Raw genomic sequence first — 13,961 nt, forward strand, 5'->3', positions numbered from 1 at the left:
CTGTCGCAACAGGGACCTTCTGTCGACGCAATATGTATATACAAATATATAAATCCCATTTTACAACATTGGCAAGAAAAACCTGAAACCACCCATAACAGATTGTTTTAAATCACTTTTCCTTTAAGCCCGATCATGGTGATGTCGCACCATATCGGCGGGTGCAACCGGACTTAAATATCTATACATTTAGGGGATTCGTGCTTTGATGCCTGATGACACGGCACATTTAACGAGGCTCAGAAACCCAAAACAGCAAAAGGCAACCCACCCTTGCCCCATGACCTGCCCGCCGATCCCCCTTTGTCTGCCGTGCCAAATGCGCATCTGGTGCTTGATGGCAATGGCCCGCTCTATGACCAGATCAAACAGGTGCTGGCGCGCAATGTCATTGCCGGACACTGGATTGCCGGGCAGAAAATTCCGACGGAAATGGAACTGGTCCGGGTGTTTGAGGCGTCGCGCATGACGGTCAACCGGGCCTTGCGCGAACTTGTCGCCCAAGGAGTATTAACCCGCACCCGGGGCGATGGCACCTAAAGCACCTTTCCTTTAATATGAACCATTTTGCCAGCTCAGTCTGCCGCCTGGCAAGGAGAAGTCCGCAGGGCGTAATGGGTTTACGGACAAGGATTTCGACGCGGCCAGGCGGCAGACTGCGCTGGCCCACAGGGTTTGTTTTTGGCGGTGTTTGGCGGCGTTACACCGCTCGCCCGATGCGCCGCATCGCGCAGCGCGCTGTGCCTTGCCAAACGACACGCCAAAAACAAACAAAATGGGTCATATTAAAGGAAATATGCTTTATGTGGCAGATCGCAAGGCACAATCGCCGATTTTGGAAATTCGCGCCATTGACCGCGATATCCGCGCGCGAGGGCACCGCCATGACAGCGAAATTATCACCTGTGACACCGTTGTCGCCGATGCGACGCTTGCCACCCGCTTTGGTCTCACACCCGGTGTGCCGCTATGCCATTTTGTCTGTCTGCACCGCGAGGAAGACATCCCGGTTCAGATCGAGGACCGCTGGGTGAACCTTGCCGCCGCCCCAGAATTTACCCGCCAGAATTTCAAGGATATCACCGCGGCAGCCTGGCTGTTGGCCAATGCGCCCTATTCCGATGCCCAACATTTGATTGAAGCGATTGCGGCGGATAACAAAACCGCCAAATTATTGGACATTGCGCATGGCGCGCCCTGCCTGGTGCTGCATCGCCGCACATGGTTTCACGGCACCCCGATTACGGTGGCAAAATTCACCCATCCGGGCGAAAGTTATCAGCTTGGCGGCCATTTTGTGCCACAGCATCCCAGTGATGGATAAATAACGCATTTCAGCCCCCCTTATGATGGTTGAATATGATGGTTGAAGCCGCGTCGGGCCTGATGTAATGCTATTTAAGCCTGAAAACACTCTTGCAGTGCCACACACCACATCCCGGACATTTGGCACCGGGTTTCATCAAAATACGGAGCCTTCATGCCCGAACAAACGGCGCAAACGACGCGCAATGTCCTGGACGACACGGGTATGGAAATCGATAACACCGCATTTTCACCATCGGCCCGCGATAACAGCCCGCAACCATCAACAAGTTTTATGTTGCGGCTTAAAGACCTGCTTTATCGCTATCGCGTCCTTTTGTTGCTGTTATGGGTTTTGGGGCTGGTGGCAATTGGCTATGCCGGGGTTGAGCGCCGCTTTGCGGTCTCTGACCGGCACAATCTTGATAAGATCGTTCATATCAGCGTTTTTGCCGCCATGGCCTTTTGGCCGATCATGGTTTGTGGCCGTCGCAAGATCAGCATTTTATTCGTGATCATTGTTGCCCTTGGCGCGCCGGGCCTGGAACTGATGCAGGCTCATTTTGGCAATGGCCGGATTGCTTCGGTCGCAGATATGAGCGCAAGTTTAAGCGGCGTTGTGATCGGCACCCTTGTGGCGTGGCTTGTACGCAAAACCGGGTGAATCGCCGCCTTAAAGTATGTTTCCTTTAATACCTCATCGGCCGCCGAATCCTGGCTTCCTGGTCAGGATTTTTTTACCCCAAAATTTCACATCAAAAAAATCTGATAAAAGCCCTCCCGCAACAGCGCTCAATTTTCCTGAATATTTGTATATTTTTCAATACATTAAATCAGCCACATCATGCATCCGCTCAGACATCACTCCTTTCACCAATCATAAATCCCGCCATCCTATTCCTTTGGACAGTTACTTTTACAGTGTCCGCTTGCTACGCAGCTTATTACGAGAGATTATACATCTGACCAGTAATGGGATATTAGGGGCGCCGATGACCTATCGCATTGGCCGATAACCGCGCCCCGTCAGACGTATAGCGGGACGTGGGACACAAAGGCGGTCTGGTGCCAATCCATGGCAGGGGATCAAAAACAGGGGGATTGCTGGGTGTTAACACACAGCAGAAATCAGGCGATTTTACGCGACCTTTTTGCGGTGGGCGATGTCATCGTTCTGCTGCTCGGCGCGATGGTTGCCTCGCTTTTGCGATTTGATGCCTTTTTCCCGCCCGACGGCTTTCTCGTACCGACCTTCATGGCCCCGTTATTGTATATGATGGTGATGTTTCTGATCCGTGGCTATGAAACGTTAAACCCGGAAACCATGCAGATCGGCCTGTTTCGGGTGCTAACAGCGCAATCGGGCACCTATGCCCTGCTGCTGGTTTTTGCCTATTTTGCCAAGGTTTCCGAAGATTTCTCCCGATTGTGGACGGCCTATTCCCTGATTACGGGAACAGCCCTTTTGCTTATCTTACGGCTTGTGGTTTTCATCTGGCTGCGCCGCCAAGGTATTGCCGGGCATTTTCGGCCCCGTGTTGCCCTTATATCAAGCGCGCCGGAACCGCTGGTGATTTCGCAATTGCGGGCACGGGCCGAAAGTCACCGTTTTGCCATTGTCCATAATTGCCGAATTATCCCGGGCGACCATGCCGCCGACAGCCTGCACGATGCCCTGTCGGACATGCGCGCGGCCAAGCCCGATATTGTGGTAATGGCGGTAAGCTCTGCCGATAAAATCCGCTATGCCGATATTCTTGATGATGTGGGGGCAATTTCGTCGGATCTGGTCGAGATTTCGGACCTGAATGAAGGTCAGGCAGGGGATGTTGCCAGCGAATGGGTGATTTTGGCGGGCCTGCCCTTTTTGCGACGCGCCATGCGGCCCTTTGGCGACCGGGGATGGTGGGTGAAGCGGCTGGAAGATATTACGCTGGGCACCATGGCCCTTGTACTGCTCTCTCCCGTCATGCTGATAATTGCAATTGCGGTAAAACTGACCAGCGACGGACCGGTGATGTTTGCGCAGTTGCGCCACGGCTTTAATGGCGAGACAATCCGGGTAATGAAATTTCGCTCCATGTATGTCGATAAAATGACGGACACACCGCAAAAAGTGCAACAGGCGTGCCGCAACGACCCGCGCATTACCCCGCTGGGCGCGTTTTTGCGCAAAACCAGCCTTGATGAGCTGCCGCAATTGTTTAATGTATTGCGCGGGGAGATGTCTCTGGTTGGGCCCCGGCCCCATGCAATGGCACATAATGAACTTTACCGCACCCGCATTGACGGCTATTTCGCCCGCCACCGGGTCAAACCCGGCATTACCGGCTGGGCGCAAATCAATGGCTGGCGCGGCGAAACCGACACCGATGAAAAAATGCGCCAGCGCGTGCTGCACGATATGTATTACATCCAGAACTGGTCCCCGTGGCTGGATATCCGGATTATGTTTTTAACACTGGTGAACGGGTTTGTTCATCGGAATGCGTACTAAGGTCATATAAAATGAAATTTCTCACCAAATTTGTTGATTACAATGATCCGAAGAGTTTCGGCAGCAGAATAAGAGAAAAGCGCAGCTATATCATAAAAGACATGATCTGTGACGTTTTTGAAAAAAAAGGATCAGTCAATATAATTGATATTGGTGGGCGGAAAACGTACTGGAACACAATAGGAGAAGAATTTCTTACAGAAAAAAAATGCAAAATAACTCTATTAAACTTGGAAAACATTGACTGTCCTAATGACAGCGAGATTTTCAAGTTCCAATATGGAGACGCCTGTCAAATTCCATTTTCGGATAAATTCTTTCACATAGCACACTCCAATTCTGTGATTGAACATGTTGGAAATATGGAAGACATGTTAAAATTCTCGAAAGAAACTCAGAGAATTGCAAAATCATATTATGTTCAGACTCCCAATTTTTGGTTTCCTTTTGAACCACATTTTATGTTTCCATTTTTCCATTGGCTACCCAAGCCTCTTAGGATTAAAATGATTCAAAATTTCAATCTCGGACACATCGAAAAGTCAAATAATTTAATCGATGCTATTATTAAAATAGAAAGCGCAAACTTACTCACGTCAAAAGAAATTAAAAATTTATTCACGGACGGAAAACAAATCAGAGAAAAAGTATTTGGAATTACAAAGTCAATTACAGCGATAAGAAAAGAAGATGAAAATTGCAATTGCAGTTAAACTGACCAGCGAGGGCCCGGTGCTGTTTGCGCAGTTGCGCCACGGCTTTAATGGCGAGACAATCCGGGTAATGAAATTTCGCTCCATGTATGTCGATAAAATAACGGACACACCGGAAAAAGTGCAACAGGCATGCCGCAACGACCCGCGCATTACATAGCGCTGGGGCTGGCGCGACGAGACCAGCACGGATGAAAAAATGCGTCAGCGGGTACTGCATGATATGTATTACATCCAGAACTGATCCCCGAGGCTGGATATCCGGATTATGTTTTTAACGTTGGTGAACGGGTTTGTGAATCGCAATGCGTATTAACGAAAGACAGTACCACAGCCCGAAAATAAATCTACAAGAAACAACTTTCCTAAATATGCCTATTCACAATTTAGAGAAAGAAGAAGTACTAAAAAAAATATATGAACTTTCCGATGAGAAAAAATTCTCTTATGTGGTAACTCCAAATTTAGATCACATCACCAGAAATTACGAATCTAAAGACATTGATAAATACGAAAACGCTGATCTATCAATTTGCGACAGTAAAGTGGTTTCTATAATTTACAAGGCAATATACAAAAAGAAATTACACGTGAACCCAGGAAGCGATCTAACAAAAGATTTACTCAAAGAAGAAAACAAGAAAAAAAACAAATCATCCATAACTATCATAGGATGCCAAGTAAAACAAATAAAGAAGTTACGAGAAATGTTTGAGAACATTACATTCAACCATCTAAACCCAAGTTATGGATTTATAAATAAAAAACATGAAGTAAACGAAATATGCAAATTCATAAAAGAACACCCCTCAAAATTTATATTATTATGTGTAGGATCTCCCCAGCAAGAAATATTGGCAAATGAAATGAAATTAAAAGAAATCCCTGGAACGGCGCTCTGCGTTGGGGCATCAATTAACTTCATTACTGGGATAGAAAAGAGAGCTCCGTCAATCTACCAAAAACTTGCTCTTGAATGGCTTTTCCGAACATTTGTGAATCCAAAAAAAATGATTCCACGTTATACTAAATGCGCGCTCGACCTTACAAAAATATCACTAAAGATATCACTCAGAACAATTCAAAACGCTACTGTTAAGAAATAGAGGAAAACATGATATCGAAAACAAAAAGAAAATTAAAAAATATAAAAAATAAAATACTATACACAATTCGAAAACCAAAAATAAAAATCGATAGCATAGAAAATGGTGCAATCCAATTTCTAGGATCAAAATATGGAGGATGGAATTTCTTAAAAACCTCAACCATAAAAAAATCAACTGTAATATCAATAGGAGCAGGAGAAGACATTAGCTTCGATGTGATGCTAGCGGATCAATTCGACACACACATTATACTAGTGGATCCTACGCCAAAATCTATTATACACATTGAAGAAACAATAAAATCTATCGGCAAAAGTGCATCGACCCAATTTAATGAAACAGGACGCCAGGAAATATCATCATATCCATTGGAGAACATACAACGTGATCAAATACTTCATGAAAAATCAGCACTCTGGACACACAATGGACATATAAAGTTTTTTCAACCACCTAATCCAAATGATGTGTCCCATTCCATAACAAACATTCAAAACAACTACAAATCAAACTCTGAAAACAACTACATAAATGTCCCCTGCGTAACTATAGAGAAACTATTTAAAAAACACAATATAACTGAAATAGAAATACTAAAAATCGATATTGAAGGCGCTGAAATACACGTAATACCCAACATATTAAAATTACACAAATCACTCCAACCCAAGCAGATACTAGTTGAATATGATGGAATACTTTACCCAAATAAAAAATATATCAAAATGTGTTTAGAGTGTGACGACTCATTGAGAAAAAACGGTTACACTTGCATACACAAACATGAAAAAAATAATTTTCTTTATGTTAAACACGAGTGCATTGAAAGGAAAACGTATTGAAAAAAGAAAATATAATAATCTACCACAATATTCCAGCGCCCTATAGGATACCTATATTTAATGGACTAAAAAATATCTATAATGTAACTCTCGTGTACTATGAAAAAGAAGATAAAACAAGAAAATGGATAGAAAACTTATCAACAAGCAACCACGAATACCATTTCTGCAATAACATTCGCCTGAAAATTTTAAGAAAAACTATAGTCATTTCGGTACCACCTTTAAAAATTTTACTACGCAAAAATATATCTTCGATAATTATTCTAGAGAACCCCTCTAACATTATCACATCTACAATCCTCACTATGTACTACAAAATAAAAAATAAAAAAATTATATCATGGACTGGGAACTTTCCAACATATAACGGCAATATTCCAAATAAAAGAATGACAGCGGTTTTATCCAAACTGCAAGGAATAGTTTATAAAAATTCAGACAAAATACTAGTTTATGGAAAACACACAGAGAATTTTCTCAATAGTAAATTCAATGTTCCATTAGAAAAATGTATTTTAGGAACCCAAGGATATCCTGAAGTATTGCTCCCAACGAATATTGAAGAGTTAATACACGACAGAAATATTAATATCAAAAAAATTCACGAAAAAAACAGATTATGCTTTATTGGGTACCTCCGAAGTCACCCAAACAAAGGCTTGGACAGACTAATAAATTTTCTAAAAAAAAACAACATCAAAAACGTTTATATAGATGTTATTGGCGATGGCCCACAACGAAATTATTTAGAAAAAATTAGCTGCGGGCTAAATTTTAAATTTCATGGCCACCTGGAGGGCGACAGAAAATACAGTATACTTTCACAAAGCAAAGCCCTTATTTTGCCTTCTGAAACTGACTCCTGGGGATGGGTAGTAAATGAGAGCAGCGCATTAAATGTACCAGTCTTATGCAGCGAAAAAGTAATGGCCAAAGAAATAATTGAAAAGGAAAATAACGGAAAAATATTTGATATAGAAAACGAAGAGAGTTTCACAGAAGCTATAAAATGGATTAGTGAAATTTCAATAGATGACTACATTGAAATATGCAAAATTTCTGGAAAAGCATATAAAAATTACAACCAAGATTACCCATTGAACGCGTTCATGAAAGCATTAAAAAATGAAACATAAAGAAATAATAATTTTCTCTCGAGATCTGAAATATTCCCTAGGAGGATTAGAAATATTCAATGAGAACATGATGAATCAAATGACAGAGCGAAATATTAAATTCCACCACGTCAAATCATCGACTTTTTCTAGCACCAAAAAATATCTCAACTATATGTCTCGCTTAAAAAAAACGATATCATTATATAAAAAACAACAACACCCGATATTAATTCAATATGGCTCATTTCTTGATGTTTTATCCGCTTTAATTCTTAGCAAATTTTGTTGCAAGCCATATATTATTTGTCACATTGGAAGTGCATGGCTTCATATTCGAGTATACCCGCTAAGAAAATTAACAGAACACATCCTAAAAAAATACTGCAATAACGTTTTTTACATAGCTGATCTACAAAAAAAAATAATCAACCTCCCCCAAAAAAGCATTAAGGCACCAACAATAATAAACAAGAATTTTGCACTTGACGGCGAAAAAACGAATAGAAGAGATTTCTTATATTTAGGCCGAATATCAGAAACTAAAGGAATATTCGACTTAATAAAAGCATACAAAAAAATACCCCGCCATTTAAAAGAAAAAAATAGCCTGCACATTTACGGCCCTGGAGAAAAATCGATAATTCGAAATATGATGCAAGAAATAGAGAATGACCCGTTCATTGAGTACAAAGGCATAATTTTAGATGAAGAATTAAAGAAAAACATATACTATCAATATCGGATACTAGTAAGCGCGTCAATCTACGACGCATTTCCACTAAATGTATTAGAAGCTGCTGCGAGTGGAGTAATTCCCATCGTGTCTAACGTCTCAGAAGCTGCTAATTTTGTTAACCACAGTAATTTAATCTGCGCACCAAACCGGCCGGAAGAATTAAAGGAAAAAATGATTTGGGCTTTAGAAAGCACGGATCAACTACGTCCACATGTTGAGGAAATGAAAAAAGAATCTAGAAAATATGCAACCGGAAAATTAGTGCTTTTTTTAAAGAGCGAAATTTTAAACTGTGAAATAAAATGAACTTAAATAACCGAAGTCATTTTCGCACTTTTCTACTTATAGGAGCATCAAAGTTCTTTTCGGTCGCAATATCTATTTTTTACACTTTTTACATTATAAACACATACCCAGATCACGACTCTTCTTTTTATTGGCAACTTCTAAGCTTTTCATATATTACAAGTATAATTTTCAGATTTGGAAGCGAGATAAAATCTTACCAAATATCGGTAACACAGAAACAAAGTTACGTCTCTCCGGAAATCATATTCCTGCTATTGACTAGTATTTTAATATCATTTTTTTACTATTCGATATTGGAATTGATCGTACTCACAAAAACAAGCTCCACAATTTTATTTACTGCTAAAAAATCAGTATTCGCAGCGGAAATGTTTGCGATTTCAATAATTATATCGGAATACGTCAAAGGAAAAGGGAAATTTCACCTTTCTCTTTATTTGTACTCTACGGTATACCAAATTTTTATGCTGTTTTTTTCATATATAAAGATAAATCTATTAGTTGCCCACAATATTTCAGCGATCGCCAATCTAATATTCTCGTTAATAATACTTATACCCCACCTTCAACGGGAAAGTTTCTTAATTCTACCTCGGAAAAAATGGATGAGAACTATTTCTTCGTCGTTTCATTTTATTATTTTAACTGCAAGTCATCAATTCATAGCTTGGTCTGGCACTATTTTTATCGGCTTTATGTCTACGCCGAGCAATGTTAACACATTCCAAGTATTTCTTAGGATTAGTGGAATGTACTTGTTCGTCGCCAACACAACAGATCAAATTTTTGCGAAAAATCTCGTCAAAAACCAAGGAGATATTACAAATAAAGTCTATTTTTTTTATAGATACTCCTGCATTTTGTCAATTTTTGGAACCACTACGATTACGGGATTAATTTATACTATTCACAGCACTAACATGATACATATAGAGGCGCTTAATCAAATAAGAAACATATCTCTTTTGTACCTTCTGATATTCGGTTTGCTTATAAGCGTAACACCAACGTTCACCAGTTACCTAGTCATCAACAAGAGAGAAGACATATTCGCCCGCAATGTTTTAATATCTTGCTTTGCTTTAATTTCCATATATATTACAAGTTCATTAGTTAATTCATACTTCTTTCAAGCTGCTACAGTTGGCTACATGACAGCGGTGTTGCTGTACAGATCTTTGAATATTATATCAGGAATAAAGATAAGTAAAAATGATTGACAACAGGAAAAAGTCAAAATTAAATTTATTTTTCGTGATAGGCATATCAATAGCCCTATATTATTCGGAGGCTATTAATTTTATCACCGGCATAAATGGAACTCAATTTATTGATGACATACTATACTTGATTATCACAACTTGGACGTTTTGGCTTTTGTTCACTAATAGAAAATGGAACCGGAACCTGACCAAAAATATAACCATCAGTCTTTTTATATTCTTTACTGGAATTATATCCCACTTAATTTCTGGATATATTTCCTACAGCAGACTAGCTGTAGGAGTCTTGTACTTTACCAAGCCTTTCGTTTTCGTAGTTTGGGGCACCCTTATATCTCAACGCATCCACGATGAAGATAAAGAAGCTATATTCAGAACAATCATATATCTATCATTTCTTACCGTAGTTATTTCGCTTGTTGATTTCGCAGCTCCTAATCTTTTATCGACTTATTTCCCGGCTGTGTATTTAGACGGAGCAAAACGAATTTCTGCCCTATGGGGACATCCTGGAAAAGCAGCGTATTTTCTTTCCATTGGAATAATTTGTTTTGCAATTTGTTTTTTATACAAGCGTAAATTTTCTTATATAAGTCTAACTCTGATTTCTTTATACCTGACTTACTACACGTACATGAAAAAAACTTTCTTGGCGCTTGCGATAGAATTTCACTATTTGACATTTGTCTTAATTAGAAACCGCACTAAGAAATTATTTATTTTTCTTGGAATATCATTTTTATTTTTTGTATTTTTATTCGAAACAAAACTCGGGGCGAGATTTTTTAGCGAATACAAGTTCATACTAGTAGACATATACGAAGATAGATCTAGAATTTTGATGTTCCTAAGCACCATTAATTTGCTAAAATCAGATCCGATATATTTTCTGCTTGGTGTGGGATTTGGTAATTGGCTTGGATATGCCGCGTCGATTTACTATAGCCCAATACATTATAACTTCTTCTTAGATCTATATCATGGACTTAACCAGATTGATGGATCTTATTTGGGAGACAATTATTTTGCGCACGTTATTGGAGAATCTGGGTTATTTGGATCTATTTTAATAGTATTTTTTTTCTCATCAAATTTATTGAATTTGCTGAGAAAAACGTCTCGATACAATCCCGTTCAGATTTTAGGAACGTGCCTATTTCTAAATGGTTGCGTACACACCATAGGCTTTTCGTTACCCGAAATCACGAGCATGTCTTACTTCTCTTTCGCTTTACCAATGATATTAGTATTGCGATCCAATCAAAATACAACCTAGCAAAAAACGTCAATAAGTTAAGGAATAATCCCATCGAAACTTACTCTGGGATAGTAGAGATAAAATAAGATAGGAATTTACAATATGATCATCCCTGTTATTTTGTGCGGTGGGGCCGGTACTCGACTATGGCCATTATCGCGAAAAAACTATCCTAAACAATTTTTACCTTTGCTCTCAGAAAACCAAACTTTATTTCAAGCCGCGCTTATACGCGCAAATAAAATTAGTGAGAAAAATTCACTTATAATTTGCAACCAAGATAATAGATTTCTGGCTGCAGAACAGATTAAAACTCTTGGTATAGATTGGGCTGAAATTCTTCTGGAACCTGTGTCACGTAACACAGGACCTGCTATAACATTAGCCTCACTTAAAGTTTTATCCGAAGAAAAGATATCTGATGCTATTCTCGTAGTTATGCCCGCCGATCATTTTATTGAAAATGACATTGAATTTGAGAAATCTATAAAATCTGGAATAGAGGTAGCCAGGACGGGTAAAATCGTCTGCTTTGGAGTCCCTCCAATCCGACCTGAAACAGGTTATGGCTATATTAAAAAAGGAAATAAACTCCAAAACTCAAAGGATGAAACCTATGAAATTGCAAAATTTACCGAAAAGCCTGACAAACATATTGCTTCACAATATATAGATTCAGGGGATTTTTATTGGAATAGCGGGATTTTTATTGTAAAGGCGTCAGTTTTTATAAATGAAATGAATAAACATGAACCGGAATTAGTCTTAGCATGCCAACTTGGCATCGATAATGCCGTACGTGATCTAGATTTTATTCGCATTGACGCAGACAGCTTTGCACAATCAAAAAATATTTCCGTTGATTATGCTATAATGGAGTGCACGGATAAAGCTGTGATGATCCCAATGAGTTCAGGCTGGAATGATGTTGGTTCTTGGAGCGCATTATGGCAACTTAAGAAAGAATCCCAGAACGGCAACGTATGCGTTGGCGATATAATCACGGATGAAGCTACAAACAGTTATTTACACTCAACTTCCCGCCTTATAGCCGCAGTCGGCATTAACGACTTGGTTGTTGTCGAGACAAAGGACGCTGTGCTGGTAAGCAGCAAAGATAAGGTTCAAAATGTAAAGAATATTGTTAACAAACTAATAGAGGAAAATCGAAATGAACAACATTCCCACCGAGAAGTATATCGGCCGTGGGGAAAATACGACTCTGTTGACATTGGAGAACGTTATCAAGTCAAACGTATTACTGTGAAACCAAGAGAAAAGCTTTCGGTACAAATGCACCATCATCGCGCAGAACACTGGATTGTCGTAAGGGGTACCGCGAAAGTAACAATAGGAAAAAAAACAGTCCTTCTCAGCGAAAATCAATCAACTTACATTCCTCTGGGTGAAGTTCACGCTCTTGAAAATCCCGGAGTAATTCCACTTGAAATTATTGAAGTTCAGTCTGGAAGTTACTTAGGTGAAGACGATATTATAAGATTTGAAGATCGATACGGTCGTTTAGAAACGTAAACGACTATCTTTATTACGGATAATTTTTGCGTATCCAAGACCTATCAGAAACAAATAGGCGACACCCACCCCTGGCATTTGAATGCTAAAGTCAACCAAGGCGTGCAGTCCTAAAACTATAGACGCAGACACTCCGCATAATAAATAGAACATTTCATTTTCTCTCTGCCATCTCCTAAGAAATGACAAAAAAACCAAAACAAAAATTGTCACCATAATACCAAAAGAATACCACCCTGTACCAAATGAAAATTCTAAATAACTATTATGTGCCATCCCCCAAACGTTTACAGAAAATTGTTGATTTTTATACAATCGAAACCCAGGCTCGAAAGTGCCATAACCAAAGCCTGTTGCAGATGCTTGCAAGATGGCATCTATAGTCCGTAAATATAACGATGGCCGAATTCCAAACGAATTTTCGAAGTAACCTAGCCGCTCTTGCAACTTGTCACCACTCAGCCAAAAACCTCCCACCGCCAGCAAAACCGCCCCGGCAATTAGCGTATTGCCAAAACGCGGCGATACAGTCTTGCTGAACCGGAAGCATAACAGCGCCACAAAAACACCAATCATGCCGGAAACGAACCCGGCGCGGGAATGGGTGAGCATCAGGGCCGTGCCGGTGGTAAGCACGCCCACCAGCGGCAGCCACGCTTTTACCAGGGTGCCATCGAGCATTTTGCGGGTAATCTGGCGGGCGGTGCCGCCATCGCGGAAATCGCGGGCGAGGATTTTGACAAGATAAACCAGGGATGCGACAAGGCCAATCGCTGCATAGGTCGCATAGCTATTGCGGTTAATAAAGGTGCTGGTCAAATCGCCACGATAGGCGGTTTTGTCGTACCAAAGAATTGTTTCCCAGCCGCCAAAAAACACCGTCAGGCCATAAACGGCATAAGCCGTCGAGACGAGCACAAAAAATTTCAGCATCAAAGACGCATTTTCACGCCTGCGCCCATAACGGGCCGACAGCCAGAACACCCCGGCATAGGCCAGCAACACCATTAGCGCATCCCAGGTCAGGTCCGGCGCAATAGTAACGCGCGGGGCAAGGTCAATGCCCAGCTGGGCGCTGGCTTCATGCCAGATCGGATGGGCAATGGCGGGCACGATGCCAGGTGTCGCCTGCACCACAATCCAGGCCACCACAATAAAAAACAAAATCATCGGGATCTTGATACGTTTTAAAAACCGTCTTTCGCCTTCCGGTGGTGAGAGCAAACAGGCAACCGCATCCACCACAACCAGCACGCCGACCCATAAAGACATAAGCGACCATGCCCACGGCACATTGCCGCCAAAGGGCAAGGGG

12 protein-coding genes are annotated in these 13,961 nt (G+C 40.8%); 11 read left to right on the forward strand and 1 reads right to left on the reverse strand.

What is annotated here, in order from left to right; genetic code table 11:
* Positions 1-273 precede the first annotated feature (273 nt).
* The 11 genes from AAC086_RS08330 to AAC086_RS08380 all read left to right on the forward strand — a co-directional run bounded on the left by AAC086_RS08330 (position 274) and on the right by AAC086_RS08380 (position 12,646).
* The gene (locus tag AAC086_RS08330) at positions 274-540 is read left to right on the forward strand and encodes a GntR family transcriptional regulator (protein WP_339777551.1); all 267 of its coding nucleotides are present in this window, start codon (positions 274-276) and stop codon (positions 538-540) included.
* A gap of 265 nt (positions 541-805) precedes the next feature.
* Complete coding sequence (locus tag AAC086_RS08335) at positions 806-1,324, forward strand: UTRA domain-containing protein (RefSeq protein ID WP_339777554.1); 519 nt, start codon at positions 806-808, stop codon at positions 1,322-1,324.
* A gap of 156 nt (positions 1,325-1,480) precedes the next feature.
* Complete coding sequence (locus AAC086_RS08340; RefSeq protein ID WP_339777557.1) at positions 1,481-1,969, forward strand: hypothetical protein; 489 nt, start codon at positions 1,481-1,483, stop codon at positions 1,967-1,969.
* 411 nt (positions 1,970-2,380) lie between these two features.
* Entirely contained in the window at positions 2,381-3,802 is a 1,422-nt protein-coding gene (locus AAC086_RS08345) for an undecaprenyl-phosphate glucose phosphotransferase (protein WP_339777559.1), read from the forward strand.
* 11 nt (positions 3,803-3,813) lie between these two features.
* On the forward strand, positions 3,814-4,515 hold the full coding sequence (locus AAC086_RS08350) for a methyltransferase domain-containing protein (RefSeq protein ID WP_339777561.1): 702 nt from the start codon (positions 3,814-3,816) through the stop codon (positions 4,513-4,515).
* Positions 4,493-4,675, forward strand: a complete 183-nt coding sequence (locus AAC086_RS08355) for a sugar transferase (RefSeq protein ID WP_339777564.1) — start codon at positions 4,493-4,495, stop codon at positions 4,673-4,675. The genes AAC086_RS08350 and AAC086_RS08355 overlap by 23 nt, the downstream gene beginning before the upstream one ends.
* A gap of 145 nt (positions 4,676-4,820) precedes the next feature.
* Complete coding sequence (locus AAC086_RS08360; RefSeq protein WP_339777566.1) at positions 4,821-5,621, forward strand: WecB/TagA/CpsF family glycosyltransferase; 801 nt, start codon at positions 4,821-4,823, stop codon at positions 5,619-5,621.
* Positions 5,622-5,629: 8 nt separating this feature from the next.
* Positions 5,630-6,466, forward strand: coding sequence for an FkbM family methyltransferase (locus AAC086_RS08365; protein WP_339777568.1), 837 nt, complete (start codon positions 5,630-5,632; stop codon positions 6,464-6,466).
* Positions 6,463-7,605 carry a glycosyltransferase family 4 protein gene (locus AAC086_RS08370; RefSeq protein WP_339777570.1) on the forward strand — a complete coding sequence of 381 codons (1,143 nt, stop codon included), beginning with the start codon at positions 6,463-6,465 and terminating at the stop codon, positions 7,603-7,605. The genes AAC086_RS08365 and AAC086_RS08370 overlap by 4 nt, the downstream gene beginning before the upstream one ends.
* Positions 7,595-8,629, forward strand: coding sequence for a glycosyltransferase family 4 protein (locus tag AAC086_RS08375; RefSeq protein WP_339777573.1), 1,035 nt, complete (start codon positions 7,595-7,597; stop codon positions 8,627-8,629). The genes AAC086_RS08370 and AAC086_RS08375 overlap by 11 nt, the downstream gene beginning before the upstream one ends.
* A 2,586-nt stretch (positions 8,630-11,215) precedes the next feature.
* Positions 11,216-12,646: a mannose-1-phosphate guanylyltransferase/mannose-6-phosphate isomerase gene (locus AAC086_RS08380; RefSeq protein WP_339777575.1), complete on the forward strand. Its 1,431-nt coding sequence runs from the start codon at positions 11,216-11,218 to the stop codon at positions 12,644-12,646.
* On the opposite strand, the gene AAC086_RS08385 is transcribed toward AAC086_RS08380, so the two are convergent.
* Positions 12,635-13,918 carry an O-antigen ligase family protein gene (locus tag AAC086_RS08385; RefSeq protein WP_339777577.1) on the reverse strand — a complete coding sequence of 428 codons (1,284 nt, stop codon included), beginning with the start codon at positions 13,916-13,918 and terminating at the stop codon, positions 12,635-12,637. The genes AAC086_RS08380 and AAC086_RS08385 overlap by 12 nt on opposite strands.
* Between the last annotated feature and the right edge of the window lie 43 nt (positions 13,919-13,961).

Origin of the sequence: uncultured Thalassospira sp. (assembly GCF_963976115.1) — a bacterium.
In the GTDB taxonomy this organism is placed as follows: Bacteria; Pseudomonadota; Alphaproteobacteria; order Rhodospirillales; family Thalassospiraceae; genus Thalassospira.

Coding starts and splice junctions, on each gene's coding strand:
- AAC086_RS08340 (WP_339777557.1), top strand. CDS start 1,481: ATGCCCGAACAAACGGCGCAAACGACGCGCAATGTCCTGGACGACACG.
- AAC086_RS08345 (WP_339777559.1), top strand. CDS start 2,381: ATGGCAGGGGATCAAAAACAGGGGGATTGCTGGGTGTTAACACACAGC.
- AAC086_RS08355 (WP_339777564.1), top strand. CDS start 4,493: ATGAAAATTGCAATTGCAGTTAAACTGACCAGCGAGGGCCCGGTGCTG.
- AAC086_RS08350 (WP_339777561.1), top strand. CDS start 3,814: ATGAAATTTCTCACCAAATTTGTTGATTACAATGATCCGAAGAGTTTC.
- AAC086_RS08380 (WP_339777575.1), top strand. CDS start 11,216: ATGATCATCCCTGTTATTTTGTGCGGTGGGGCCGGTACTCGACTATGG.
- AAC086_RS08375 (WP_339777573.1), top strand. CDS start 7,595: ATGAAACATAAAGAAATAATAATTTTCTCTCGAGATCTGAAATATTCC.
- AAC086_RS08365 (WP_339777568.1), top strand. CDS start 5,630: ATGATATCGAAAACAAAAAGAAAATTAAAAAATATAAAAAATAAAATA.
- AAC086_RS08360 (WP_339777566.1), top strand. CDS start 4,821: ATGCGTATTAACGAAAGACAGTACCACAGCCCGAAAATAAATCTACAA.
- AAC086_RS08385 (WP_339777577.1), bottom strand. CDS start 13,918: ATGTCTTTATGGGTCGGCGTGCTGGTTGTGGTGGATGCGGTTGCCTGT.